This window comes from Stenotrophomonas sp. SMYL8 (assembly GCF_036320065.1).
GTDB classification, from domain to species: Bacteria; Pseudomonadota; Gammaproteobacteria; order Xanthomonadales; family Xanthomonadaceae; genus Stenotrophomonas; species Stenotrophomonas maltophilia_A.
In genome coordinates, this window is the sequence record NZ_JAWIRR010000047.1 from 1 (window position 1) to 24,111 (window position 24,111).

General features: G+C 67.9%; 25 protein-coding genes and 1 pseudogene. 16 read left to right on the top strand and 10 right to left on the bottom strand.

The genetic code is table 11. From position 1 onward, the window contains the following. Positions 1–172: 172 nt before the first annotated feature. Together msrA and V3B25_RS21500 are read right to left on the bottom strand one after the other, a co-directional pair. Positions 173–838, bottom strand: coding sequence for a peptide-methionine (S)-S-oxide reductase MsrA (msrA, locus tag V3B25_RS21495; RefSeq protein WP_279943243.1), 666 nt, complete (start codon positions 836–838; stop codon positions 173–175). 30 nt (positions 839–868) lie between these two features. Further along, positions 869–1,132 carry a DUF2007 domain-containing protein gene (locus V3B25_RS21500; RefSeq protein WP_010481810.1) on the bottom strand — a complete coding sequence of 88 codons (264 nt, stop codon included), beginning with the start codon at positions 1,130–1,132 and terminating at the stop codon, positions 869–871. A 259-nt stretch (positions 1,133–1,391) separates the two neighbouring features. Between V3B25_RS21500 and V3B25_RS21505 the strand changes: the two genes are divergently transcribed. From V3B25_RS21505 to V3B25_RS21530, 6 genes are all read left to right on the top strand, one after another. Next, a complete protein-coding gene (locus V3B25_RS21505) occupies positions 1,392–3,140 on the top strand; it encodes a glutamine--tRNA ligase/YqeY domain fusion protein (RefSeq protein ID WP_329811521.1) in 1,749 nt (582 codons plus the stop codon). A 43-nt stretch (positions 3,141–3,183) separates the two neighbouring features. Beyond that, positions 3,184–3,837, top strand: a complete 654-nt coding sequence (locus tag V3B25_RS21510) for a hypothetical protein (RefSeq protein WP_329811522.1) — start codon at positions 3,184–3,186, stop codon at positions 3,835–3,837. A 50-nt stretch (positions 3,838–3,887) separates the two neighbouring features. Next, the gene (locus V3B25_RS21515; RefSeq protein WP_329811523.1) at positions 3,888–4,610 is read left to right on the top strand and encodes a DUF6348 family protein; all 723 of its coding nucleotides are present in this window, start codon (positions 3,888–3,890) and stop codon (positions 4,608–4,610) included. Between the two features lie 98 nt (positions 4,611–4,708). Next, positions 4,709–5,269, top strand: a complete 561-nt coding sequence (locus V3B25_RS21520; protein WP_004154307.1) for a nucleoside deaminase — start codon at positions 4,709–4,711, stop codon at positions 5,267–5,269. After that, a complete protein-coding gene (gene rlmM / locus V3B25_RS21525) occupies positions 5,253–6,320 on the top strand; it encodes a 23S rRNA (cytidine(2498)-2'-O)-methyltransferase RlmM (protein ID WP_329811524.1) in 1,068 nt (355 codons plus the stop codon). The genes V3B25_RS21520 and rlmM overlap by 17 nt, the downstream gene beginning before the upstream one ends. Positions 6,321–6,367: 47 nt before the next feature. Further along, a complete protein-coding gene (locus V3B25_RS21530; protein WP_049398146.1) occupies positions 6,368–6,763 on the top strand; it encodes a hypothetical protein in 396 nt (131 codons plus the stop codon). A 211-nt stretch (positions 6,764–6,974) separates the two neighbouring features. Here the strand turns inward: V3B25_RS21530 and V3B25_RS21535 are convergent, their stop codons facing one another. Beyond that, positions 6,975–8,156, bottom strand: coding sequence for a UbiH/UbiF family hydroxylase (locus V3B25_RS21535; protein ID WP_032129911.1), 1,182 nt, complete (start codon positions 8,154–8,156; stop codon positions 6,975–6,977). Next, positions 8,153–9,361, bottom strand: a complete 1,209-nt coding sequence (gene ubiH / locus V3B25_RS21540) for a 2-octaprenyl-6-methoxyphenyl hydroxylase (RefSeq protein ID WP_329811525.1) — start codon at positions 9,359–9,361, stop codon at positions 8,153–8,155. The genes V3B25_RS21535 and ubiH overlap by 4 nt, the downstream gene beginning before the upstream one ends. Before the next feature lie 106 nt (positions 9,362–9,467). Between ubiH and V3B25_RS21545 the strand changes: the two genes are divergently transcribed. From V3B25_RS21545 to V3B25_RS21590, 10 genes and pseudogenes are all read left to right on the top strand, one after another. Beyond that, a complete protein-coding gene (locus V3B25_RS21545; protein ID WP_329811527.1) occupies positions 9,468–10,052 on the top strand; it encodes a hypothetical protein in 585 nt (194 codons plus the stop codon). Positions 10,053–10,060: 8 nt separating this feature from the next. Beyond that, a complete protein-coding gene (locus tag V3B25_RS21550; protein WP_110711091.1) occupies positions 10,061–10,615 on the top strand; it encodes a cob(I)yrinic acid a,c-diamide adenosyltransferase in 555 nt (184 codons plus the stop codon). A 9-nt stretch (positions 10,616–10,624) separates the two neighbouring features. Then, the gene (locus tag V3B25_RS21555; protein WP_032129908.1) at positions 10,625–11,563 is read left to right on the top strand and encodes a histone deacetylase family protein; all 939 of its coding nucleotides are present in this window, start codon (positions 10,625–10,627) and stop codon (positions 11,561–11,563) included. An 89-nt stretch (positions 11,564–11,652) separates the two neighbouring features. After that, positions 11,653–14,154, top strand: coding sequence for an LPS-assembly protein LptD (gene lptD, locus V3B25_RS21560; RefSeq protein ID WP_149908808.1), 2,502 nt, complete (start codon positions 11,653–11,655; stop codon positions 14,152–14,154). Beyond that, positions 14,151–15,482, top strand: a pseudogene (locus V3B25_RS21565) (peptidylprolyl isomerase); the annotation flags it as partial. The gene lptD and the pseudogene V3B25_RS21565, both read left to right, overlap by 4 nt. Positions 15,483–15,500: 18 nt before the next feature. Then, the gene (gene pdxA, locus V3B25_RS21570) at positions 15,501–16,481 is read left to right on the top strand and encodes a 4-hydroxythreonine-4-phosphate dehydrogenase PdxA (RefSeq protein WP_329811476.1); all 981 of its coding nucleotides are present in this window, start codon (positions 15,501–15,503) and stop codon (positions 16,479–16,481) included. After that, on the top strand, positions 16,478–17,281 hold the full coding sequence (gene rsmA, locus V3B25_RS21575) for a 16S rRNA (adenine(1518)-N(6)/adenine(1519)-N(6))-dimethyltransferase RsmA (protein ID WP_049460910.1): 804 nt from the start codon (positions 16,478–16,480) through the stop codon (positions 17,279–17,281). Before pdxA ends, rsmA begins: the two co-directional genes overlap by 4 nt. Positions 17,282–17,294: 13 nt before the next feature. Further along, the gene (gene apaG, locus V3B25_RS21580) at positions 17,295–17,678 is read left to right on the top strand and encodes a Co2+/Mg2+ efflux protein ApaG (RefSeq protein WP_005412297.1); all 384 of its coding nucleotides are present in this window, start codon (positions 17,295–17,297) and stop codon (positions 17,676–17,678) included. Between the two features lie 15 nt (positions 17,679–17,693). Continuing rightward, positions 17,694–18,719, top strand: coding sequence for a symmetrical bis(5'-nucleosyl)-tetraphosphatase (locus V3B25_RS21585; RefSeq protein ID WP_329811475.1), 1,026 nt, complete (start codon positions 17,694–17,696; stop codon positions 18,717–18,719). Then, positions 18,716–19,363 carry a DUF1287 domain-containing protein gene (locus tag V3B25_RS21590; protein WP_032129902.1) on the top strand — a complete coding sequence of 216 codons (648 nt, stop codon included), beginning with the start codon at positions 18,716–18,718 and terminating at the stop codon, positions 19,361–19,363. The genes V3B25_RS21585 and V3B25_RS21590 overlap by 4 nt, the downstream gene beginning before the upstream one ends. A gap of 89 nt (positions 19,364–19,452) precedes the next feature. On the opposite strand, the gene V3B25_RS21595 is transcribed toward V3B25_RS21590, so the two are convergent. The 6 genes from V3B25_RS21595 to V3B25_RS21620 are packed head-to-tail and all read right to left on the bottom strand — an operon-like array spanning position 19,453 to position 23,700. Beyond that, positions 19,453–19,944, bottom strand: a complete 492-nt coding sequence (locus V3B25_RS21595) for a dihydrofolate reductase (RefSeq protein WP_329811479.1) — start codon at positions 19,942–19,944, stop codon at positions 19,453–19,455. 5 nt (positions 19,945–19,949) lie between these two features. Continuing rightward, positions 19,950–20,744, bottom strand: coding sequence for a thymidylate synthase (locus V3B25_RS21600; protein WP_201118226.1), 795 nt, complete (start codon positions 20,742–20,744; stop codon positions 19,950–19,952). After that, positions 20,741–21,628, bottom strand: a complete 888-nt coding sequence (lgt, locus tag V3B25_RS21605; RefSeq protein WP_032129899.1) for a prolipoprotein diacylglyceryl transferase — start codon at positions 21,626–21,628, stop codon at positions 20,741–20,743. Before lgt ends, V3B25_RS21600 begins: the two co-directional genes overlap by 4 nt. Positions 21,629–21,679: 51 nt before the next feature. Further along, the gene (locus tag V3B25_RS21610; protein WP_111202427.1) at positions 21,680–22,174 is read right to left on the bottom strand and encodes a TPM domain-containing protein; all 495 of its coding nucleotides are present in this window, start codon (positions 22,172–22,174) and stop codon (positions 21,680–21,682) included. Then, a complete protein-coding gene (locus tag V3B25_RS21615) occupies positions 22,174–23,076 on the bottom strand; it encodes a TPM domain-containing protein (RefSeq protein WP_329811474.1) in 903 nt (300 codons plus the stop codon). Before V3B25_RS21615 ends, V3B25_RS21610 begins: the two co-directional genes overlap by 1 nt. A 3-nt stretch (positions 23,077–23,079) precedes the next feature. After that, positions 23,080–23,700: a LemA family protein gene (locus V3B25_RS21620; protein WP_032130538.1), complete on the bottom strand. Its 621-nt coding sequence runs from the start codon at positions 23,698–23,700 to the stop codon at positions 23,080–23,082. Positions 23,701–24,111 lie beyond the last annotated feature (411 nt).

Consider the following 24,111-nt stretch of genomic DNA (forward strand, 5'->3'; position numbering starts at 1 on the left):
TGTGGGTTGGCAGGACCGTTGGCGCCATGGATGGCGCCATCGAGCCCCCAAGGACGGGTTTACGGCGTGTCCTGCCAACCCACACCGCCCCGCCCAACCCGCAGAAACGCAGAGCCGCTTTGGCTTTGGCTTCTGCCGTAGATTCTGCCCGCCGCAGGCGGACCACCGCGCGTCAGCGCGGCGCCTCCACATCCAATCCGATCGGGCAGCTCACCCCGGTGCCGCCGATGCCGCAGTAGCCGTTCGGATTCTTCGCCAGGTACTGCTGGTGATAGTCCTCGGCGTAGTAGTACGCCGGTGCCGGGTACTCGATCTCGGTGGTGATCACCCCGTAGCCGGCTGCGGCCAACTGCGCCTGGTAGGCCTCGCGGCTGGCCAGCGCGGCAGCGTACTGCGCCTCGTCGGTGGCGTGGATCGCCGAACGGTACTGGGTGCCGGTGTCGTTGCCCTGGCGCATGCCCTGGGTCGGGTCGTGGCTTTCCCAGAACAGCTGCAGCAGCCGCTCCAGGCTCACCACCGCCGGGTCGAACACCACCTGCACCACTTCGGTGTGGCCGGTCAGGCCCGAGCACACCTCTTCATAGGTCGGGTTCGGGGTGATGCCGCCGGCATAGCCCACCGATGTGCTGTACACGCCCGGTTCGGTCCAGAACTTGCGCTCGGCGCCCCAGAAGCAGCCCAGCGCGAAGCGGATCTGCTGCAGGCCGGCGAAACGGTCCTTCAGCGGATGGCTGTTCACGAAGTGCTGGTTGCTGTGCAGCGGCAGCGGTTGGTCACGCCCCGGCAGTGCTTCTTCCGGACGCGGCAGGCGCTGCTTGAAGGCGCCGATGCCGAGGATGCCCTGGCCAATTCCCAACATGATGCGCTCCTACGCCGGAAGGCCGGCTATGTCGTCTGCATCGGAAATGGGGGCGTCCGGCGCGTGGCCCAAGTCCAGCGCCGCCACGATGTCCTCGGCCTGCGGCCGTGCCGCATCAGGGATGCCCACCCGCAGCACGCCGAACAGTGGCAGCTCGCCCATGCCGCCCAACAACGACTCGCCGAACACGAAGGCCGGGATGCCGGCATCCTCCAGCGCGTGCTTGACCAGGTGGGCGTCGAACAGGTTGTCGGCCTTGTACACGATGTGCATGCGGCAGCTCCGTGGGACAGGGTTCCAGCATACGCCCGGGGGCTGAATGGTGGTGGTGACGGCGCATGACCGTTCTGCCGGCCAGCGGCCGGCACTACCCAATTGCACGGCGATCCACATTCCGCCGGCCAGCGGCCGGCGCTTCCGGGAAGAGGGCCTGGTAGTGCCGGCCGCTGGCCGGCATCCCCACGCCCCACCGGGCAGCCCTGCCCGGTACGCGCTAGACTGTTGGTCTTTCTGCCTTTCTTTTCGCCGACTCATGTCCGAGCACACCCCCGCCAGCCCCGAGACCCCCGCCGACAGCCACGAAAAGCGCGATTTCATCCGCCAGATCGTGCGCGAGGACCTTGCCAGCGGAAAGCACCAGGCGATCAAGACCCGTTTCCCGCCGGAACCGAACGGCTACCTGCACATCGGCCATGCCAAGTCGATCTGCCTGAACTTCGGCATCGCCGGCGAGTTCAGCGGCGTCTGCAACCTGCGCTTCGACGACACCAACCCGGCCAAGGAAGACCCGGAATACGTGGCCGCGATCCAGGACGACGTGCGCTGGCTGGGCTTCAGCTGGAACGAACTGCGCCATGCTTCTGACTACTTCCAGACCTATTACCTGGCCGCCGAAAAGCTGATCGAACAGGGCAAGGCCTATGTCTGCGACCTGTCGGCGGAGGAAGTGCGCGCCTACCGCGGCACCCTGACCGAGCCGGGCCGCCCGTCGCCGTGGCGCGACCGCAGCGTCGAGGAAAACCTCGACCTGTTCCGCCGCATGCGCGCCGGTGAATTCCCGGATGGCGCGCGCACCCTGCGCGCGAAGATCGACATGGCCAGCGGCAACATCAACCTGCGCGATCCGGCGCTGTACCGCATCAAGCACGTCGAGCACCAGAACACCGGCAACGCATGGCCGATCTACCCGATGTACGACTTCGCGCACGCGCTGGGCGACTCGATCGAGGGCATCACCCACTCGCTGTGCACGCTGGAATTCGAAGACCACCGCCCGCTGTACGACTGGTGCGTGGACAACGTCGATTTCGCCCATGACGACACGCTGACCCAGCCGCTGGTCGACGCCGGCCTGCCGCGCGAAGCCGCCAAGCCGCGCCAGATCGAGTTCTCGCGCCTGAACATCAATTACACGGTGATGAGCAAGCGCAAGCTGATGGCGCTGGTTACCGAGCAGCTGGTGGACGGCTGGGAAGACCCGCGCATGCCGACCCTGCAGGGCCTGCGTCGCCGTGGCTACACCCCGGCCGCGATGCGCCTGTTCGCCGAGCGCGTGGGCATCAGCAAGCAGAATTCGCTGATCGACTTCAGCGTGCTGGAAGGCGCGCTGCGCGAAGACCTGGACAGCGCCGCGCCGCGCCGCATGGCCGTGGTCGACCCGGTCAAGCTGGTGCTGACTAACCTCCCGGAAGGCCACGAAGAACAGCTGACCTTCAGCAACCACCCGAAGGACGAGAGCTTCGGCAGCCGCGAAGTGCCGTTCGCACGCGAAGTGTGGATCGACCGCGAGGACTTCGCCGAAGTGCCGCCGAAGGGCTGGAAGCGCTTGGTCCCGGGTGGCGAAGTGCGCCTGCGCGGTGCCGGCATCATCCGCTGCGATGAAGTGATCAAGGATGCCGACGGCACCATCACCGAGCTGCGTGGCTGGCTGGATCCGGAATCGCGTCCGGGCATGGAAGGCGCCAACCGCAAGGTCAAGGGCACCATCCACTGGGTCAGCGCCGTGCATGGCGTGCCGGCCGAGATCCGCCTGTACGACCGCCTGTTCTCGGTGCCGAACCCGGATGATGAATCGGAAGGCAAGACCTACCGCGATTACCTCAATCCGGAATCGCGCCGCACCGTCACCGGCTATGTCGAGCCGGGCGCGGCCAGCGCTGCGCCGGAGCAGTCGTTCCAGTTCGAGCGCACCGGCTACTTCGTCGCCGACCGCCGCGACCACACCGAAGCCAAGCCGGTGTTCAACCGCAGCGTGACCCTGCGCGACACCTGGTCGGCCTGAGGACCTGCGCGGGCGCCGGAAAGGCGCCCGCACGAATCCGACGATGATCACCGCCCTCTCCGTCCTGCTCTGGTTCATCTCGCAGCATCCGCTGCTGACGTTCTTTTCGGCGATGGTGCTGGCCGGGCTGGTCTCGTGGTGGCGGCGCTTTCCGGGCTACGCCATCGTGGTGTTCCCGCTGGCGATGCTCAATATCTTCCTCGGTCACTTCCTCAACGCCGCCTTCCTCAACGTGGTGGGCGAGCCTGGTGAAGCAGTGATCGTGAAGTCCGAGCGCACCAGCTCGACGATGAACGAGCAGTACATCTGGCGCTACGAAGGGGTGCTGCGCACCGCCGAGGGCCGCGACGTGGAGGTGGTGTTCCACACCAACACCGCCTCGCTGTGGCCGCTGGAGAACGCGATCCGCATCCCGGCGCCCGATCAGCCGTTCGTGGTGAAGTACACACCTGGTTTCCCGCGCAACTTCGTCATCCTCACCAATGAATCCCCGCACGGCATCGCTCAGGCCCGTGCCAGCGCGCGCGAGCGGGTGGAAGTGGCGGCACGCAAGCTGCATTTCAGCCCCGGCAATGCCGATTTCCGCGCGGACTATCGCCGCGAGCTGGAAACCTGGCTGCGCGACCACGGCAGCGATCCGCAGCAGCAGCCCGACGCGCAGCGATATCGCGCCGAACTTGACGCGCTCGACCGCTAGATCCCCAGGCCTTGCCTGGATGTTCCACCCCATCCATCCACAGGCCTGACATGACCACGACCTCCACCGACCTCCTCCCGCTGCTGCAGCAGGTCCTGCAGGAGGCCGGCATCGCCAGCCACGTCGACGGCGACGCCCTGCTGCTGGACAGCGACCTGCGCCTGACCCCGCATGCGATGACCGCGCACGCGCGCGACAACGGCGGCTGGCAGACCTCTACCGTCATCGAGAGCCAGCATCCACTGCTGTTCGCAGATGGCCTGTTCGAGTACCAGCACGCCAACGGTGCCGATGAGCAGGCATCGCTGTTGTCCGGCTTCCAGACCTGGGTGCGGGTGGACCTGGCGACGCTGCAGACCGCGATCGGCGCCCAAGACGCACAGGGCCTGCCGATGATGGGCCTGACCTATCCGGCCGGTGACAATGGCGAGGAACACGAGCGCACCGTGGTGCTGGGGCCGTTGGCGCACTACCGCGCACAGGAGGTGGATGCCTCCACCTGCAGCGAGGACGACCACGGTTCCTGCCCCTGCTGCCTGTTCACCCGCAGCATGGAGGCCTTCGATGAGCTGCTGAAAGCCCGCCAATTCCTCGCCATCCGCCTGTTCGCCTCGCGCGATGCCGACGGCCTGTGCGAGGCCGATTGCCGGGTCAACGGCCACGACTTCGGTGCCGCCCTGCCCCTGCTGCGCGCCTACGCCGCCAGCTGGCCGCAGGCCGGGCTGGAGTTCCGCAAGCAGTACGTGGTGATCCGCACCGGCTCGCCGGGCTGACCCACCGCCACACCCGATACAGGCCGGTGCGGCTACACTGCGCGCCGGTTTCCCAAGCAACCGCACCTTCTTCCATCCCATTACGAGGCACCCCCGCGATGCTGTACGCGCAAGTCCACCTGACCCTTCCCGCCTGGATTCACGACCAGATCGACCTGGATCGTCGATATCCGGGCGATGAGGCCAAGGTCGCGCTGGCGATCGAGCTGTCGCGGCTGAACGTCGAGCACGCCAGTGGCGGCCCGTTCGGTGCGGTGGTGTTCGGCCCGGATGACAAGGTCATCGCCGCCGGTGTGAACCGGGTGATGCCGCACGCGACCTCGCTGGCGCACGCCGAGAACATGGCCTACATGCTGGCCCAGCAGCGCCTGCAGACCCCGCGCCTGAACGCAGTGCTGTCGCCGGTCACCCTGGCCACCAGTTCGCAGCCGTGCTGCCAGTGCTACGGCGCCACCGTGTGGGCCGGCATCGACCGCCTGCTGATCGGTGCCAACTCGGCCGACGTCGAAGAGCTGACCCCGTTCGATGAAGGCCCGCTGCCGGCCGACTGGGTGGGTGAACTCAACAAGCGCGGCATCGAAGTGGTGCAGGGCCTGAACCGCGACGCCGCGCGCAGCGTGCTGCGTGCCTATGGGGAAAGCGATGGCGCCCGTTACTGAGGCCGGCATCGGCCTGCTGTGCCTGTGCCGGCAGGGCTTCGAGCCCGAGCTGGCCGGCGAACTGCAGTTCCGCGCCGGTGAAGCCGGTTTCGCCGGCTACGCGCGCACCCAGCGCAATGATGGCTACGTGCTGTTCATGTGCGACGAAGCCGCCGCCCTGGCACCGCGCCTGCGCTGGCGCGAGCTGATCTTCGCGCGGCAGAAACTGGTGGTGCTGGCCGAGCTGCCGCAGCTGGACCCAGCCGACCGCATCACCCCGATGCTGGAGGTGCTGGCCGATGCGCCGCGCTTCGGCGACCTGTGGGTGGAACATCCCGATTCGGACGCCGGCAAGCCGCTGTCCGGGCTGGCCCGTGCCTTCGGCAATGCGCTGCGCCCGGCGCTGCGCAAGGCCGGCAAGCTCACCGACAAGCCGAACGACCGCCTGCCGCGCCTGCACGTGGTGTTCGTCGACGGCACCCACGCCTTCGTCTGCGTGGCCGACCCGGCCGACAGCGCACCGTGGGCACTGGGCATTCCGCGCCTGAAGCTGCTGCCCGAAGCGCCATCGCGTTCGGCGCTGAAGCTGGACGAAGCGTTGCTGACCCTATTGACCCCGGAAGAACGCGAGGCGCTGGCCAAGCCCGGCATGCGCGCGGCCGACCTGGGTGCCGCACCCGGCGGCTGGACCTGGGTGCTGACCCGCCAGCACATGCACGTGCTGAGCATCGACAACGGCCCGCTGCGCCAGCACGTGCTGGACACCGGCCTGGTCGAGCACCTGCGCGCCGATGGCTTCCACTGGCACCCGGAACAGCCGCTGGACTGGATGGTCTGCGACATGGTCGAGCAGCCGCGGCGCGTGGCCGAACGCATGGCCACCTGGTTCCGCGAAGGCTGGTGCAGGCACGCGATCTTCAACCTGAAACTGCCGATGAAGAAGCGCTGGGACGAAACCCGCTTGTGCCTGGACCTGTTCCAGGAGCAGGCCTGCAAGCCGCTGGTGGTACGCGCCAAGCAGCTCTATCACGACCGTGAGGAGATCACGGTACTGGCCTCGCCGCTGCGCTGAGGAACATGCCCGCCGGGCATGGCCCGGCGCTACCGAGGAAGGGAACCATGCGATACCACCCGCTCGCCATGCTGATCACCGTGCTGGCAGCCGCACCGGCCATTGCCCAGCAGCTGCCGCACACCCCTGCACAGAGCCAGCCACTGGGCCCGACCGGCGGTGCGATCCGCCAGCAACCGCTGGATGCCGGCCGGGTCAGCGGCAGCGTCGAGATTGCACGGCCGGCCGGCGAGGCACAGGTGACCGTGCGTTCGCTGGAACCAAGCAGCGTGGTCGGCCAGTACCGCATCCACTTCGCCGCGCTGGATGTGAACGGTGATGGCTTCATCAGCCGCGAGGAAGCGCAGGCCAATCCGGCGCTGGCCGATGAGTTCAATGCGTTGGACGTGAAGCGTCGCGGCAAGCTGGACCGCGCCGACCTGGCTGGTTGGCTGGTTGATTGATCCACCGGCGCGATCTTCATCCACGCATGGCGTGGATCTACTGGATCAACGGCGGTAGCGGAGCCCGCTTCTGGTAGGTGCCAACCTTGGTTGGCACATCCATCAGGCATCCTGGGCCCAGATGAGGCGAGGGTATTTCCAGCCTTGTGCCAACCAAGGTTGGCACCTACCAGAGCGGCGTTGGCACCTGCCAGAGCGGCCTGTATTCCGGTCAGACCCCGGCGGCGCGCTTCCAGAACGCCTGCACCAGCGGCGGCCATTTGCCGACGCAGCCCAGCGCGCGGCCGCGGGCCAGGGTCAGGTGCATTTCATCGTTGGAGAACAGGCGGTTGATCGCATCGAAACTGTAGGCGGCGATGTGGTTGTCGCTGCGCCGTTCGCGTGCCCAGCGCTGCAGGCGCTGCGGCGACAGCCGCGGCTGGCCGCGGCGTTCGGCCGACGGCGCCAGCCACTGCTGCAGGGCGGCGACATCGCGCAGGCCCAGGTTCACGCCCTGCCCGGCCAGCGGATGCACCACATGCGCAGCATCACCCAGCGCCAGCACGCGGCCAGCCACGTAGTGACGGGCCAGCTGGCGACGCAGCGGGAAGGCCGCACGCGGTGACGCCAACCGCAGTTCGCCCAGGCGCGCAGCGAAGGCACGGGTCAGTTCGCGGTTGAAGGCGTCCTCGTCCAGGGCCAGCACGCGAGCCGCTTCATCCTCGGGCAGGGTCCAGACGATCGAACTGCGACGCTCGGCCACCGGCAGCAGCGCCAGCGGCCCGGTCGGCAGGAAGCGCTGCCATGCGGTGGCCTGGTTGGGAAGATCGCTGTCCACATAGGCCACCACGCCACGCTGGTGGTAGTCATGCTTTTCAACCTCGATCCCGGCCAGCTGGCGCAGGGTTGACTCGGCACCGTCGGCGGCCACCGCCAGCGCCGCTTCCAGGCGGCGCCCGTCATCCAGCCGCAGGCGCACGCCGTCTTCATCCTGTTCCAGCGCTTCCACCCGTGCCGGGCAGTGCAGCTGCACGCCCGCCGCCGGCAGCGCCGCCCACAGGCGATCCTGCAGCAGGCCGTTCTCGACGATGTAGCCCAGCTCACGACGGCCGAAGCGATCGGCGTCGAACAACAGATCCTCGCCACCCGCGGCATCCCACACCTGCATGCGCCGGTAAGGCCAGGCGCGGGCCTGCGCGATGGCTGGCCACACACCTAGGCGGCTCAACAGCTGCACGTTGTCAGCGGCGAAGGCGAACACGCGCAGGTCCGGCTGTGCGGCCTGCCACGGTGCCGGTTCACGGCCTTCCACCAGCGCTACCGACAGGCCGGCATCGGCCAGCGCCAGCGCACACGCGGCACCGACCACGCCCCCACCGACGATGGCCACATCAAGACGCGTGCGCCGGCTCATGCGGCTTCTCCGCGGCACAGGCGCGGCACGTCACCACGGAAGCCCATCGCACCACCGACCAGCATCGACTGCACCGACGCGCGCTGTGCGGCCACCAGGCCGAGGCTGCGCAGCGGCCGCATCAGCGGTGCCGGGTTGCTGGTCAATCGTGCCAGCCCACCGGAGAACGCCACCGTCTGCCGGCGATCTTCCTCGCGCCGCGCGACGTAGGCCTTCAGCAGCGCATCGCTGCCGGCATCCTCATGCGCATCCTCCAGCAGTTCGGCCAGGGTCAGCGCATCGCGAAGGCCCAGGTTGAAGCCCTGTGCGCCCAGCGGATGGATGGTCTGCGCGGCATTGCCGAGCAGCACCGTGCGCTCACCGGCCAGCGCGCGCGCCAGCACCTGGATGAGCGGGTAGGCACTGCGCGGGCCGGATTCAAGCAGGCGGCCGGCACGCCAGCCGATCGCGCTCTGCAGGCGTTGCAGCCAGGCCGCATCGTCCAACGCCATCACCGCATCGGCCTGGTCGCGTGCAACACCGTGCACGGTTCCGAAGTGGCGGTCACCGCGCGGCAGCAGGGCGGTTGGGCCGGTATCGGTGAACCGCTCCCAGGCGGTGCCATCCGGCGCACGCTGGCTGCGCACGCGGGCCACGAACAGGGTCTGCTGGAAATCATGACGGTCGACCTCGATGCCCAGCGCGCCACGCACGCCGCTGGTGGTGCCATCGGCCCCGACCACCAGCCGTGCCAGCAGCACGCGCTCGCCAGCCTGGTCAGCCACCCGTACCTGGCGGTAACCATCGACCACCTCACCCAGCCCCACGAACCGCATCGGCCGGTAACGACGCAGGCGCGGCAGTTCCTGCAGGCGCGATTCCAGCGCCTGGCCGAAATCACGCGCGACCACCACCTGGCCGAACCACGGCCGGTCGTAATCGGCCGCTTCGAGCTGCACACGGCCGAAATCGCCGGCACGGCTGACATGGATGCGCCGGATCGGGCCCGGTACCATCGCCAGCTTCTGCATCACCCCCAGCGCGGTCAGCGCATTGACGGTGGCAGCGGCGAAACTGAGATTGCGCTGGTCGAACACCGCAGGCAGCTCGCCGGCCGGGCTGGCCTCAAGCAGGCCCACGTCGCGGCCCAGGCGGTCCAGGGCAATGGCCAGGCTGGCACCGACCAGGCCACCACCGACAATCAGCACGTCATGTCGTTCACTCATGTGTTCATGATACGCGCTCGCCCCGACTGTACGCCGAACGGGCGGCACCTGCGCCAACCTGCGCGGCGGGCTAGAATGAAACCTGAATCCGCTCCGGGCCCCCACCATGTCCGATACCGCCAACCGCGCCTTCGTCCTGTCCGTACTCGTACTGCTGCTGGCGGCGACCCGGGTCAATCACTTCGCGGCCATTCCGGATGCCTCCTGGGCCGTGTTCTTCATCGGTGGCTTCTACCTGGCGCGCTGGACGCGCTGGGCGTTCCCGCTGCTGATGGTGTTCGCGGTGCTGGTGGACTGGATCGTGATCCGTAGCGGCGGTCTGGATTTCTGGCAGCACTACTGCGTGTCGCCGGGCTACTGGCTGCTGCTGCCGGCCTACTTCTCTTTGTGGGCCGGCGGCATGCTGCTGGGCCGCAACTACCAGAGCGCGCGCTGGCCGGTACTGGCCAAGGGCGCACTGCTGCTGGTCGCTTCGGTGGCGGTCTGCCACCTGCTGGCACAGGGCGGTTTCTACTGGAGCAGCCGCAACGTGGCCGAGCCGACCCTGGCCGGCTGGGCACAGAACTACGCGCAGTGGTTCGGGCCCTACCTGCGCACCACGGCGATCTATGTGGCGCTGGCCGCCGCCCTGCAGCTGGCCGTGGAGCAGGTGCTGAAGCTCCAGCAGGCCCGCCGCGACATCCGCCACTGAGCCGCGCCATGGGTCATCGCCTCTCGCGCATCTACACCCGCACCGGCGACGACGGCAGTACCGGCCTTGGCGACGGCCAGCGCGTAGCCAAGGATGACGCCCGCGTGGCGTCCTACGGCACCGTCGACGAGGCCAATGCCGCGCTCGGCCTGCTGCTGGCCGCGCCCCTGCCCGAGGATGTGCGCGCGCTGGTGGTGCATCTGCAGCACCAGTTGTTCGACCTGGGCGCCGAGCTTTGCATTCCCGGCCATGCCGCGATCCACGCTGCCGATATCTCGGCGCTGGAGCAGCAGCTGGACCACTACAATGCCGACCTGCCGATGCTGAAGGAGTTCATCCTGCCGGCCGGTGGCGAAGCCGCCGCGCGCTGCCATCTGGCCCGCACCATTGTCCGCCGCGCCGAGCGCGAAACGGTCACCCTGGCCCGCCACGAGGCTGTGCGCAGCGAAGCGCTGCAGTATCTCAACCGGCTGTCGGACCTGCTGTTCGTGCTGGCCCGGGTGCTGGCCCGAGCCGATGGCCACGGCGAAGCGCTGTGGCAGCCACAGCAGCGCCAGCGCTGAGTCGGCACGATGCTGGTCTATACCCACCCGTCCTGCCTGCTGCATGACCCCGGCCCCGGCCATCCGGAGTGCCCGCAGCGCCTGCAGTACGTACTCGACGCACTGCACGCCGCCTTCCCTGATCAGCTGGACTGGCGCGAAGCGCCGCCGGCCAAGTTCGGCGAACTGACCCGGGTCCACGACAGCGCCCTGCTCGACTTCGTGCTGCAGCCGCAGACCGCGCCGCTGCGCCAGCTGGACATGGACACCTGGACCTCGCCAGGTTCGGCCAGCGCCGCCGTGCACGCCGCCGGTGCCGGTGTGGCCGCGGTCGATGCGGTGATGCTGGGCGAGGACCCGCTGGCCTTCTGCGCGGTACGCCCGCCGGGCCACCACGCCACCAGCAGCACGGCGATGGGCTTCTGCCTGCTGAACAACATCGCCATCGCTGCCGCCTATGCCCGCGACCGCCATGGCCTGGAGCGGATCGCGGTGGTCGACTTCGACGTCCACCACGGCAATGGCACCCAGGACATCTTCCAGCACGATGCCCGGGTCTCCTACTACAGCACCCACCAGGCCGGGCTGTTCCCCAATTCCGGCCTGCGCCGCGACCGCGGTGCCGGCAACCTGATGAACATCCTGTTGCCACCGGGCAGCGGCGGCTTCCGCTTCCGCAACGTCTGGGCCGACGAGATGCTGCCAGCCATCGACGACTTCCGTCCGCAGCTGCTGCTGATCTCCGCCGGCTTCGACGCCCACCTGCGCGACCCGCAGGCCGATCTGATGCTGGAGACCGACGATTTCGCCTGGATCACCCGTGAACTGCATGCGCTGGCACGCCGTCACGCCGCCGGCCGGGTTGTCTCGATGCTGGAGGGAGGCTACGACCTGCAGGCCCTGGCCGAGTGCAGCGTGGCCCATGTCCAGGCCCTGATCACACCCTCTGCGGGTGCCTCCGCCGGATGAACCCGAACCGGCAGGCTCCGGCACCCTTCATTGCCCCTATGCAAGGGATGGGGCAAGCTACCGTCCGTTTTCGCCCGAATCCGAACCGCGTGCGCCGAGCCCTCCGCCTGCTTCCCCTGCCTCTGAGCATCGCCATCAGCCTGCCGGCGATGGCCGATGATAAGCCGCTCAACTGGGGCCTGTGCCCGGCCACCGACGTCATTCCCGCGTTCACCGACGCCCCCACCCCAGTCCCGGCCCAGGACAAGGCTGCTGCCGCAGCCGCCCGCGAGAACCAGCCGACCGACATCGAAGGCGACCAGCTGCTGGGCACCACCACGGTGCCGCAGTACGAGGGCAACGTGGCGCTGCGCCGGGGTGACCAGTTCGTCGGTACCGACAAGCTCAGCTTCGACACCGAGACCGGCAACTACATCGCCGACGGCAATGTCCGCTACCAGGACGGGTCGATCCGGATGGTCGCCAAGCGCGCCGAAGGCAACCAGGAAAGCGACACCCACAAGATCTCCGACATCAAGTACCAGCTGGTGTCACGCCGGGGCAACGGTGATGCCGAGTCGGTCGACCTGCAGGGCGCGGTCGGCCAGATGCACCGCTCCACCTACACCACCTGCGACCCGTCGCAGCCGGTGTGGAAACTGTCGGCGCCGCAGATCGAAGTGGACAACGACGAAGGCTTCGGCACGGCCCGCAACGCCGTGCTGCGCATCGGCAAGGTGCCGGTGCTGTGGGCGCCCTACTTCAAGTTCCCGATCGATGACCGTCGCAAGACCGGCCTGCTGTTCCCGCAGCTGGGCATGTCCGGCCGCAACGGTGTCGACTACGCGCAGCCGATCTACTTCAATCTGGCGCCGAACTACGACGACACCCTGACCCCGCGCTACATGAGCCGGCGCGGCCTGCTGCTCGACAATGAGTTCCGCTACCTCTACAACGGCGGCCGTGGCGAGGTGCTGACCAGCTACATGCCCAACGACAAGCTGCGCGACCGCGACCGCGGCCGGGTGATGTTCGACGGCTACCACAACGTGAACAGCCACTGGCAGGCCCGCGCCAACCTGGCCTGGGTGAGCGACGAGCGCTATGTCGAGGACTTCGCCAACCGCCTGGTGGGGGTGACCGCCTCCAACCTGCAGAGCACCATCGGCCTGTACGGCACAGGCCAGAACTGGACGGCCGGCATCATGGCCGACCGCTGGCAGCTGACCGACTACACCCTCGACGAGCGCGCCCTGCCCTACAACCGCGAGCCACGCCTGTTCTTCAACTGGAACAAGCCGGTGCTGCCGTGGCTGGAAACCGGCATCTACACCGAAGCGGTGCGCTTCACGCATGACGACATCAACTTCAAGAATGCCGTCGGCGCCGGCGAGGATCTGCAGTACACCCGTAATGGAGTGCAGTGGACCGACGGCGTCGGTGTCAGCGGCGGTTCGCGACTGGACGTGAAGCCGTATGTGTCGTTCCCGATCAGTGGCGCAGCTTGGTATGTGACCCCTACCCTGGCCTACCGCTACACCGCCTATCAACTGGACCGTGGTCTAGTGGATGGGGTAAGGGGCATCCAGGCCCAGATCCTGCGCTCGCAGGGCATCGACCCGGCCACGGCCACTCCGGAACAGCTGCGCGGCAATACCTCGCCCAGCCGCAGCCTGCCGATCGGCAGCCTTGATGCCGGCCTGTTCTTCGATCGCGAGACGTCGATCGGAGGCAAGTCATTCCTGCAGACCCTGGAGCCGCGCCTGTTCTACCTGCGCACCCCCTACCGCAACCAGGACGAGCTGCCGATCTTCGACACCCGTGACTTCACCTTCAGCTGGGGCCAGCTGTTCCGCGACTCGCGCTATACCGGCGCCGACCGCCAGAACGATGCCAACCAGCTGACCCTGGCACTGGGCACCCGCTTCATCGACCAGACCACCGGCAAGGAACGCTTCTCGGCCGCGATCGGCCAGATCCAGTACTTCGACGAATCGCGGGTGAGCACCACGCCGGGCGGCGCGCCGGTGGAGAAGGGCAAGTCGGCGTGGATCGCCGACGGCAACTACATGATCAACGACCGCTGGACCCTGGGCGCCACCTACCAGTGGGACCCGAAGTACAAGCGCGAGGATCTGGCCAGCGTCCGCGCCCGTTATCTGATGCCCAACGATGGCGTGATCAACCTCAGCTACCGCTACCGCATCAATGCCGGCGCCCCGGCAACCGCCAACAAGCATGACCGGACCCTGCTGGAGCAGGCCGACCTGTCGTTCCTGTACCCGCTGAATGCGCGCTGGAGCCTGGTGGGCCGGTATTACTACTCGCTGCAGGACAAGGAACCGCTGGAGATCATCGCCGGCGTGCAGTGGGACAGCTGCTGCCTGGCCGTGCGTGCAGTGGCCCGCCGCTACGTGCGCAACCGCGAAGGCGACATGAACAATTCCATCCAGCTGGAGTTCGTCCTCAAGGGCCTCAGCTCCATCGGCCAGGACACGGACCGTACGCTGCGCCGTGCTATCCTCGGCTACAACCGCGACGACCTCTATCTCGTGCCGCCCAGCAACACCGGGGCGACCCGGGATGACTACGATCCGAATCAGATCCCATGACCAAGCGCTTCCCCGTTCTTCTCGCCTCCCTGCTGGCGGTGTCCAGCGTGTCCGCCCCCCTGCAGGTGCTCGCGCAGGAGGCGCAGCCGTTGGACCGCATCGCCGCCGTCGTCGACGAGGACGTGATCCTGCAGAGCGAGCTCCAGCGTGCGATCGCCAACATCAAGGCGCAGTACGCCGGCCGTGAAAACCAGCTGCCGCCGGAAGACGTACTCAGCCGCCAGGTGCTCGAGCGCCTGGTGCTGGTCAAGCTGCAGGTGGCCCGCGCCCAGGGCAGCGGCATCCGCGTCAGCGACCAGGAGCTGAACCAGGCGATGAATGCCATCGCCCAGCAGAACGGCTCGAACCTGGATGCACTGCGCCAGCGCCTGGCCCACGACGGCATCGACTTCAACGATTTCCGCGCTTCGGTGCGCGATGAAATCACCGTGCAGCGCCTGCGCCAGAGCTTCGCGCAGAGCCGCATCAGCGTCAGCGAGGGCGAAGTCGACGCCGCCCTGAAGCAGCAGGCCACGGTTGGCAACCAGTACCACCTGGCGCACATCCTGATCGCCCTGCCCGACGGCTCCAACGCCGACCAGATCGCCACCGGCCAGAAGAAGGCCGAAGGCGTGAAGGCCCTGCTGGACAAGGGTGAGCTGGACTTCAACGCCGCCGCCGTGCGTTATTCGGACAGCCCCAACGCGCTGGAAGGCGGCGACCTGGGCTGGCGCAGCCTGGACGAAATCCCGCAGGCCTTCGCGCAGATGATGGAAAAGATGAAGCCCGGCGAAGTGGTCGGCCCGATCCGCGGCCCCAGCGGCTTCCAGCTGCTGAAGCTGGTGGAAGTGCGTGATGCCAGCGCCGCCAGCGGTGGCGAGCACACGGTCACCGAGTACCACGGCCGCCACATCCTGGTGCGCGTGGACGATCACCAGACCGACGCTGCCGCCAAGGCCAAGATCGATACCCTGCGTGCCCGCATCGCCGGTGGCGCGGACTTCGAGACCGTGGCCAAGGAGTCCTCCGAGGACAACAACAGCAAGGGCCAGGGCGGCGATCTGGGCTGGTTCCCGGCCGACGCGTTCGGTCCGGCGTTCGGCCAGCAGGTGTCCGGCATCCAGGACGGTGGCGTCAGCCAGCCGTTCCGCACCGATGCCGGCTGGCACATCGTGCAGCGCGTGGGCACCCGCCAGACCGACGTGACCACTGACAACCAGCGGGCCCAGGTCCGCGAGACCATCGGCCGCCGCAAGCTGGAAGACGAGTACAACCGCTTCCTGCAGGAACTGCGTGGCGAAGCCTACGTCAGCTTCCGCAGCGGCGACCGCGCGGAAAACACCGCCACGCCGCCGCAGTCCTGACCGATGCGCCCCGAGCTCGCTCTGGTACCGGGCGAGCCCGCCGGGATCGGCCCGGAGCTGTGTGTCCGCCTCGTCCAGCAGCCGCGTGAAGATTGCCGGCTGCTGGCCTTCGCCGACCCGGATACCCTGCGCGCGGCCGCGGCCGCGCTGAACCTGCCCCTGCAGCTGTTGCCCGAGGACGCCGAAGCACGCGTCCCCGGCGATCTGCGTGTGCGCGTGGTAGCCAATACCGTGCCCAGCCACTTCGGCCAGGCCAATCCGGCCAACGCCGGCGCCGTCATCGGCGCCCTGCTCGGTGCCGGCCAGGCGTGCCTGTCCGGCGAACTGCACGGCGTAGTCACCGGCCCGGTGCACAAGGCGGTCATCAACGAAGGCGGCATCGCCTACAGCGGCACCACCGAACTGCTGGCCGACCAGGCCGGGGTGAAGGTGGTGATGATGCTGGCCAACCACATCGTGCGCGTGGCCCTGGCCACCACCCACCTGCCACTGCGCGAGGTGGCCGACGCGATCACCGCGCCCGGCCTGGAACACACCCTGCGCACCGTGCACGCTGCGCTGCGCCGCGAATTCGGCCTGCCCGCGCCACGCATCGCCGTGCTCGGCCTGAACCCGCATGCCGGTGAAGACGGTCATCTGGGCCGCGAGGAACTGGACCTGGTCATCCCGCTGCTGCAGCGCCTGCGCGCGGAGGGCATGGACCTGATCGGGCCGCTGCCGGCCGATACCGCCTTCCTGCCGGCCAAGCTGGCAGGCTTCGACAGCGTGCTGGCGATGTACCACGACCAGGGCCTGCCGGTGCTGAAGTATTCGGGCTTCGAGCAGGCGGTGAACCTGACCCTGGGCCTGCTCTACCCGCGCGTGGCGGTGGACCATGGCACCGCGCTGGACCTTGCCGGCCGCGGCATTGCCGATCCTTCCAGCCTGCAGGCGGCAACGACGTTGTGTGCGCAGCTTGCGCGGCAACGTACACTGAGCGCATGAATTCCCCGCATTCCCCCTCCGGCCCGGTGTTCACCGCCCCGGCCAAGAAGCAGCTTGGCCAGCATTTCCTGGCCGACCGCCACTACATCGACAAGATCGTGATGGCGGTCAACCCGAAAGACGGTGACCGCCTGGTCGAGATCGGCCCGGGCCAGGGCGCGATCACCCTGCCGCTGCTGCGCGTGCATCCGAAACTGACGGTGATCGAGTTCGACCGCGACCTGATCGCGCCACTGACCGCCGCCGCCGAGCCGCTGGGCGAGCTGACCATCGTCCACCGCGACGTGCTGCGCGTGGACTTCACCGAGCTGGCTGCCGGCCAGTCGATCCGCCTGGTCGGCAACCTGCCCTACAACATCTCCTCGCCGATCCTGTTCCATGCACTGGAACATGCGGCGGTGATCCGCGACATGCACTTCATGCTGCAGAAGGAAGTGGTCGACCGCATGGCCGCCGGCCCCGGCAGCAAGGTGTACGGCCGGCTCAGCGTGATGCTGCAGGCCTACTGCCAGGTGACCTCGCTGTTCGTGGTGCCGCCGGGCGCGTTCCGGCCGCCGCCGAAGGTCGATTCGGCCGTGGTGCGGCTGGTGCCGCGTGACCCGGCCACGATCAACATCCACGACCACAAGCGTTTCGCCGAGGTGGTCAAGGCCGCCTTCGGGCAGCGCCGCAAGACCCTGCGCAACGCCCTGAACAACGTGGTGTCCGCCGAACAGTTCGTTGCCGCCGGCGTGCGTCCCGATGCCCGCGCCGAACAGCTGGACGTGGCCGAATTCATCGCTTTGGCCAATGCCTCCTGATTACACTGCCGGTATGGAAGACGCTGACGTTTATGCCATCTCCGTCGAAGTCGCACCGCGCTTCCTCGACGATCAATCCGCGCCGGAAGACGGGCGCTATGCGTTCGCCTACACGATCCGCATCCACAACCAGGGGCGTGTTGCCGCGCGCCTGGTCGCACGCCACTGGCGCATCACCGATGCCAACGGCCGCGTCGAGCACGTCGATGGTGACGGGGTGATCGGCGAGCAGCCGCGCCTGCGTCCCGGTGAAGACTTCCATTACACGTCCGGTGTCATGCTGGGGACCGATCACGGGACCATGCAGGGCCACTACGACATGGTCGCCGACGACGGCACCGAATTTGCCGCGCCGGTCGCACCTTTCGTGCTGGCCATCCCGCGTACCCTGCACTGACACGGAGGCCGAACGATGAGTGTGTGGGCGATCGGCGACCTGCAGGGCTGCTATGACGTCACCCAGCGACTGCTGGAGAAGATCCGTTTCGACCCGGCGCAGGACACCCTGTGGTTCTGCGGCGACCTGGTCAACCGCGGTGGCCAGTCACTGGAAACGCTGCAGCTGGTGCATTCGCTGCGCGAGCACAGCGTGGTGGTGCTGGGCAACCATGACCTTTCGCTGCTGGCCGTCGGTGCGCGCACCGAAGAGGAACAGCGCAAGGTCAACCCGGACCTGCTGCGCATCGTGCAGGCCGAGGACCGCGACGAACTGCTCGACTGGCTGCGCCTGCAGAAGCTGGTGCACGTGGACCGCGAGCTGGGCTGGATGATGGTGCACGCCGGCCTGGCGCCGAAGTGGACCACGCAGATGGCCGAGAAGCATGCGGCCGAAGTCGAGGTGCAGCTGCACGGCGCCGGCTACCGCAAGCTGTTCCGCAACATGTACGGCGACAAGCCGAGCTGGGCACCGAACCTGTCCGGCTACGACCGCTCGCGCGCGATCATCAACGTGCTCACCCGCATGCGCTACTGCACCCCGCGCGGGCGTATCGGCATCGAGGACAAGGGCACGCCGGGCACCCAGGAACAGGGGCTGTATCCCTGGTTCGAAGTGCCGGGCCGGGTCGAGCGTGACCTCAAGGTCGTCTGCGGCCACTGGTCGGCGCTGGGCCTGACCATCACCCAGGGCGTGCACGCCATCGACACCGGCGCGGTCTGGGGCGGCAAGCTGACCGCGATCCAGCTCGATACCGATGAACTGCGCGTGGTGCAGGTGCCAGGCCGCGATGTACCGGCACCCGTGCCCAACGCCCGCCCGCCAGCGCGCCCGGCGCACGAGCGCCCGGCTGCACCGGCGCAGGGCAAGGAACAGGGCGGCGGCAATGCTCCGGCCGCCAACCCGGGCAACCGCGGCCCGCGCCGTCGTCGTCGCCGTGGTGGCGCTGGTGGTGGTGGCTCCGGCGGTCCCAACAACAACAGCACCCCGCCGCAGGCATGACGCGGCACGGCTGGGCACCATGGACGGTGCTGCTGCTGACGCTGGCCCTGGCCAGCGGCTGCCAGCCCGGCTCGCCGACTGCTCCCACGGCTGCGGACAGCGCTGAACGCACACCGACGCCACCACAGGCGCCTTCGCCGCCACTGGTGGCTGCGGCGCGCGCGCAGATCGGCGTCACCACCCGCTACGACCCTGCCTATCAAGTGCTGGCCTATCCCGGCGGCGACGTGCCACTGGATCGCGGCGTGTGCACCGATGTGGTGGTGCGCGCCCTGCGCAGCCAGGGCCTGGACCTGCAGGCACGCGTGCATGAAGACATGCGCGGCAACTTCAGTGCCTATCCGGCGATCTGGGGCCTGTCACGGCCGGACCGCAACATCGATCATCGTCGTGTACCGAACCTGATGCGCTGGTTCGAACGGCAGGGCTGGCAGCAACCGATCACCGCCCTCGCCACCGACTATGCGGCCGGTGACATCGTTGCCTGGAAGCTCAACGGCAACGGCCTGCTGCACGTGGGCATCGTCTCCGACCGGCAGCTGGCCGATGGCACGCCGCTGGTGCTGCACAACATCGCGCGCGGCACCCGCGAAGAGAACCTGCTGTTCCGGCACGCCATCATCGGGCATTACCGGATGCCGTAGGCAATCCTGTAGAGCCGAGCCATGCTCGGCTACGGGATGTGTCCGGCAACAGCAGCCGAGCATGGCTCGGCTCTACAGATGGGCGGCGGTCAACGGCGCACGTAGTGCACGAAGCGGAACGCGTACGCGTGACGTTCGTCGGCCGGATGCGGCTCGCTGCTCACTTCCCGCCAGTCCTGCACGTCCACTTCGGGGAAATGGGTATCGGCGGGGACTTCGGCATCCACCCAGGTCAGGTACAGGTCACTGGCCTGGTCCAGCAGCTGGTGGAAGATCTCGCCGCCGCCGATGATGCATAGCTCGCTGGCGCCCTCGCCTTCGGCAATCGCCTTCGCCTCGTCCAGCGACGCCACCGCGCGCATGCCCTCGAACGGCACCTGGCCGCTGCGGGTCAGCACCAGGTTGGTCCGCCCCGGCAGCACGCGGCCGATCGACTCGGCGGTCTTGCGCCCCATCAGGATCGGCTTGCCCAGGGTGAGCGTCTTGAAGTGCTTGAAATCATCCGGCAGGTGCCAGGGCATGGCATTGCCCTGGCCGATGCCATGGTTGCGGTCCAGCGCCACGATCATCGACAGCTTCATCGCGCTCATACCGCCACCGGCGCCTTGATGGCCGGGTGCGGATCGTAACCGTCGATGCGGATGTCGTCGAACTGGAAGCCGAACAGATCGGTCACCTCCGGGTTCAACCACAGCTTGGGCAGCGCGCGCGGCTCACGCGACAGCTGCTCGCTGGCCTGCTCGAAGTGGTTCGAGTACAGATGCGCGTCACCCAGCGTATGCACGAAGTCGCCCACGCCCAGGCCGGTGGCCTGCGCCACCATGTGGGTCAGCAACGCGTAGCTGGCAATGTTGAACGGCACGCCGAGAAAGATGTCGCCGCTGCGCTGGTACAGCTGGCAGCTGAGCTTGCCGTCCACCACGTAGAACTGGAACAGGTTGTGGCACGGCATCAGCGCCATCTGCGAGAGCTCGCCCACGTTCCAGGCGCTGACCACCAGCCGGCGCGAGTCGGGGTTGCGCTTGATTTCGTCCACCAGCCACTGCATCTGGTCGATCTCGCGGCCGTCGGCGGTAGCCCAGCTGCGCCACTGCTTGCCGTAGACCGGGCCGAGGTCGCCGTTCTCGTCGGCCCACTCGTCCCAGATCCGCACCTGGTTGTCCTTCAGGTAGCCGATGTTGGTGTCGCCCTTCAGGAACCACAGCAGCTCGTGGATGATCGAGCGCAGGTGCAGTTTCTTGGTGGTGACCAGCGGAAAGCCTTCGGCCAGGTTGAAACGCATCTGCCAGCCAAACACGCTGCGGGTGCCGGTGCCGGTGCGATCACTTTTCTCGGCGCCGTGTTCGAGCACGTGCGAGAGCAGGTCCAGGTAAGCCTTCATGCCTTGCCCTCGGCAGCTACCAGCGGCTGCGGCTGCAGTACCGGCGCGCGGCGCGACATCACCAGCAGCACCAGGCCGAAGGCGATCAGCGGCAGGCTGAGGATCTGGCCACGGGTCAGCCAGTCGAAGGCCACGTAGACGCCGTTGTCGGGCATACGCACAAACTCCACCGCGAAGCGGAACAGGCCGTACATCAGCGCGAACAGGCCACCGACCAGGTAGCGATGACGCGGCTTGGCCGACACCGCCCACAGCACCACGAACATCACCAGGCCTTCCAGCAACGCCTCATACAGCTGCGAGGGATGGCGGGCGAACTGGTTCAACGCACCGGTGGCGAACTGCGCCTGCAGGGTGGCGTGGTCAAGCTGATTCAGCGGCGCCGGCAGGCCGGACGGGAACACCACGCCCCAGCTACCGTCGGTGTACTTGCCCCACAGCTCGGCACCGATGAAGTTGCCGATACGGCCGAAGCCCAGGCCCAGCGGCACCAGCGGCGCCATGAAATCCATGGTGTCGAAGAAATGCAGCTTGTGCTTGCGCGACCACCACCAGCAGGCGGCAATCACGCCCAACAGGCCGCCGTGGAAACTCATGCCGCCATCCCAGACCTTGAAGAGCAGCAGCGGGTTATGCAGGAAATCGCCCAGCGCGTAGAACAGCATGTAGCCGATGCGCCCGCCCAGCACCACGCCGAGCATGGCGTAGAACAGCAGGTCGGAGAAGCCGTTGGCATCGACGCCCGGCAGGCGCCCATCGGCGATGCGCTTGCGGCCCAGCAGCCAGGCTGCGGTGAAGCCGAGCAGGTACATGATGCCGTACCAGTGCACCTTGATCGGCCCCAGCGAGAGGGCGATGGGGTCGATGTCGTGGAAATAGATCATGGAAGGTGCCTTGCGGTTGAACGCCTATTCTCGGGCCAGTGCCGCCCCGGCTCAACCAAGCAGCTGGGGCGAGTTCGGCAACGCGTCATCGTTCGACCGCGTCGAGGCCGGAAAGTGCCCTTCGATCAGGCTGGAGACCTCGTCGATGGCATCCTGCAGCGCTTCCACCGGATGGGAACCACGCAGGCCCTCGCGCAGGTGGGTGCAGACCCGCTGCCACTGTGCCGGGCTGACCCGGCCGTGCAGGCCCCGGTCGGCAACGATCTCGATCGCGTGATCGGCCAGCAGCAGGTAGATCAGTACACCGTTGTTGTGGGTGGTATCCCAGGTGCGCAGGCGGGCAAAGGCATGCTCGGCAGCCTGGCGCGGGGTGACCTTGTGCCACAGCGCGGCCAGCGGCAGGTCCGCTTCCACCGCGAACATCACCTGCCCACCGTGGCGCTGCTCACCGGCCGCGATGGCCTCGGTGATCGCCTGCAATGTGGCGGGCGGGAACGCGCGCCGTACCGACGGCGAAAACACGTGCCGACATAGACGTTGGATCATCACCAGCCCCCCGAAGCACCGCCACCACCGGAGCGGCCACCACCGCCACCCCAGCCGCCGCCGCCACCAAATCCACCGCCCCCGCCGAAGCCGCCTCCGCCACCCCAGCTGCCACCGCCCCAGCTGCCACCGCCCCAGCCGCCGCCGCCGGCAAAGCGGCCCGGATGACCGGAGAGCATGGCCACGATCAGCCCTACGACGCCTGCCAGGCCACTGGCCAGCAGCGTGGACGTGAACAGGAACGCCGCCAGCGCCGCACCGGCACCGCCGAGCAGGCCTCGCAACGGTCGCGGCACGCGCGAGAACACGCCGCGCAGGATGCTGCCGGCGAACACACCGATGAACAACGCCAGGAACCAGGTATCGCCGCCACCGCCGGGTTCCCGACCGCGATGGCCGCTGACCGGTGCCGGCAGCGCTTCGCCGTCGATCAGCTTGACCAGCACCGCCGTGGCGTCGGTGATGCCACCGGTGTAGTCGCCGCTGCGGAAGCGCGGCACCAGGTATTCCTGGATGACCCGGTTGGCGATGGCATCGGGAATGGCGCCTTCCAGACCGTAGCCCGGCTCGATGCGCACGCGCCGGTCGTCCTTGGCCACCACCAGCAGCACCCCGTCATCCACGCCCTTGCGGCCGATCTGCCACTGATCGAAGACCCGCGTGGTGTACTGCGCGATGTCCTCCGGCTGGGTGGTCGGCACCACCAGCACCTGCAGCTGGCTGCCCTTGCGCTGCTGCAGTTCGATCGCCTGCTGCACCAGCGCCTGCTTCTGCGCGGCATCCAGCGTGCCGGTGGTATCGACCACCGGCGAATCCAGCGCAGGAACCGGCGCCAGCTGCTGCGCATGCGAGGCCAGCGGCAGCCACAGCAGCAGGGCCAACAGCGCAGAGGCCAGGCGCATCGATCAGGTCCCCGGCTGCGGTGCCGGCTGCTGCTGCGGCGCGTTGCCGAAATCGACCGCCGGCGCGTTGGAGATCTGCGCTTCGTTGTCCACGGTGAAGTTCGGCTTGGTCTTGTAGCCGAAGATCTTGGCGGTGATCACCTGCGGGAACGAGCGGATGTAGGTGTTGTAGTCCTGCACCTGCTGGATGTAACGGCCACGGGCGACGGTGACCCGGTTCTCGGTACCTTCCAGCTGCGCCTGCAGGTCGCGGAAGTTCTGGTTCGACTTCAGTTCCGGGTAGTTCTCGGTGACCACCAGCAGACGCGACAGCGCGCTGCCAAGTTCGCCCTGGGCCTGCTGGAACTGCTTGAGCGAGGCTTCGTCGTCGGCATTGACGTTGATCTGGCCGACACGCGAACGGGCGTTGGTCACTTCAGTCAGCACGCGCTCTTCCTGGCTGGCGAAGCCCTTCACGGTCTGCACCAGGTTGGGCACCAGGTCGGCGCGGCGCTTGTACTGGTTGATGACCTCCGACCAGCTGGCCTTGACCGCTTCATCCTTCTGCTGGATGGCGTTGTAGCCGCAGCCGGAGAGCAGGGAGGCCAACAGCATCAGGGGCAGGACACGGGTGAACAGGCGCATGGCGGAGGTTCCGGGTGGGCTTGGCGCCGAGCATGCCATGGTTCGGGTGAAAGACCGGCCATCGGGCGCCGCCCCCTCCGCGGTGGTTGTTTGCTGGTTCTCTGGGGGTGGGGGGGGGGGGGGGGGGGGGGGGGGGGGGGGGGGGGGGGGGGGGGGGCGGGGGAAAGCCCGCCCTTCAAACCTCGCGCCCCCCCACCGGGGGCCCCACCCCCCCCCCCACCCCACCCTCCCGGCCACGGACAATTTCCTGCGCACCGCGGGAAGATCAAAAGAAAAAAACAAAAGCAAAAGCCGGTTCTTCAGGCATTCGTGTCGACCACGGTCGACACCTACCGGACCCACCCCGCCAACCCACGGAATGCAGGCTCTTGCTGTTGCTCTGGATTCTGCGGGTGCAGGGCTGCAAGCCCT

Bases quoted from the DNA above. Each gene is read 5' to 3' on its own strand.
- V3B25_RS21500 (WP_010481810.1), bottom strand. From the start codon at position 1,132: ATGCACATCGTGTACAAGGCCGACAACCTGTTCGACGCCCACCTGGTC.
- V3B25_RS21505 (WP_329811521.1), top strand. From the start codon at position 1,392: ATGTCCGAGCACACCCCCGCCAGCCCCGAGACCCCCGCCGACAGCCAC.
- V3B25_RS21510 (WP_329811522.1), top strand. From the start codon at position 3,184: ATGATCACCGCCCTCTCCGTCCTGCTCTGGTTCATCTCGCAGCATCCG.
- V3B25_RS21515 (WP_329811523.1), top strand. From the start codon at position 3,888: ATGACCACGACCTCCACCGACCTCCTCCCGCTGCTGCAGCAGGTCCTG.
- V3B25_RS21520 (WP_004154307.1), top strand. From the start codon at position 4,709: ATGCTGTACGCGCAAGTCCACCTGACCCTTCCCGCCTGGATTCACGAC.
- rlmM (WP_329811524.1), top strand. From the start codon at position 5,253: ATGGCGCCCGTTACTGAGGCCGGCATCGGCCTGCTGTGCCTGTGCCGG.
- V3B25_RS21530 (WP_049398146.1), top strand. From the start codon at position 6,368: ATGCGATACCACCCGCTCGCCATGCTGATCACCGTGCTGGCAGCCGCA.
- V3B25_RS21535 (WP_032129911.1), bottom strand. From the start codon at position 8,156: ATGAGCCGGCGCACGCGTCTTGATGTGGCCATCGTCGGTGGGGGCGTG.
- ubiH (WP_329811525.1), bottom strand. From the start codon at position 9,361: ATGAGTGAACGACATGACGTGCTGATTGTCGGTGGTGGCCTGGTCGGT.
- V3B25_RS21545 (WP_329811527.1), top strand. From the start codon at position 9,468: ATGTCCGATACCGCCAACCGCGCCTTCGTCCTGTCCGTACTCGTACTG.
- V3B25_RS21550 (WP_110711091.1), top strand. From the start codon at position 10,061: ATGGGTCATCGCCTCTCGCGCATCTACACCCGCACCGGCGACGACGGC.
- V3B25_RS21555 (WP_032129908.1), top strand. From the start codon at position 10,625: ATGCTGGTCTATACCCACCCGTCCTGCCTGCTGCATGACCCCGGCCCC.
- pdxA (WP_329811476.1), top strand. From the start codon at position 15,501: ATGCGCCCCGAGCTCGCTCTGGTACCGGGCGAGCCCGCCGGGATCGGC.
- rsmA (WP_049460910.1), top strand. From the start codon at position 16,478: ATGAATTCCCCGCATTCCCCCTCCGGCCCGGTGTTCACCGCCCCGGCC.
- apaG (WP_005412297.1), top strand. From the start codon at position 17,295: ATGGAAGACGCTGACGTTTATGCCATCTCCGTCGAAGTCGCACCGCGC.
- V3B25_RS21585 (WP_329811475.1), top strand. From the start codon at position 17,694: ATGAGTGTGTGGGCGATCGGCGACCTGCAGGGCTGCTATGACGTCACC.
- V3B25_RS21590 (WP_032129902.1), top strand. From the start codon at position 18,716: ATGACGCGGCACGGCTGGGCACCATGGACGGTGCTGCTGCTGACGCTG.
- V3B25_RS21595 (WP_329811479.1), bottom strand. From the start codon at position 19,944: ATGAAGCTGTCGATGATCGTGGCGCTGGACCGCAACCATGGCATCGGC.
- V3B25_RS21600 (WP_201118226.1), bottom strand. From the start codon at position 20,744: ATGAAGGCTTACCTGGACCTGCTCTCGCACGTGCTCGAACACGGCGCC.
- lgt (WP_032129899.1), bottom strand. From the start codon at position 21,628: ATGATCTATTTCCACGACATCGACCCCATCGCCCTCTCGCTGGGGCCG.
- V3B25_RS21610 (WP_111202427.1), bottom strand. From the start codon at position 22,174: ATGATCCAACGTCTATGTCGGCACGTGTTTTCGCCGTCGGTACGGCGC.
- V3B25_RS21615 (WP_329811474.1), bottom strand. From the start codon at position 23,076: ATGCGCCTGGCCTCTGCGCTGTTGGCCCTGCTGCTGTGGCTGCCGCTG.
- V3B25_RS21620 (WP_032130538.1), bottom strand. From the start codon at position 23,700: ATGCGCCTGTTCACCCGTGTCCTGCCCCTGATGCTGTTGGCCTCCCTG.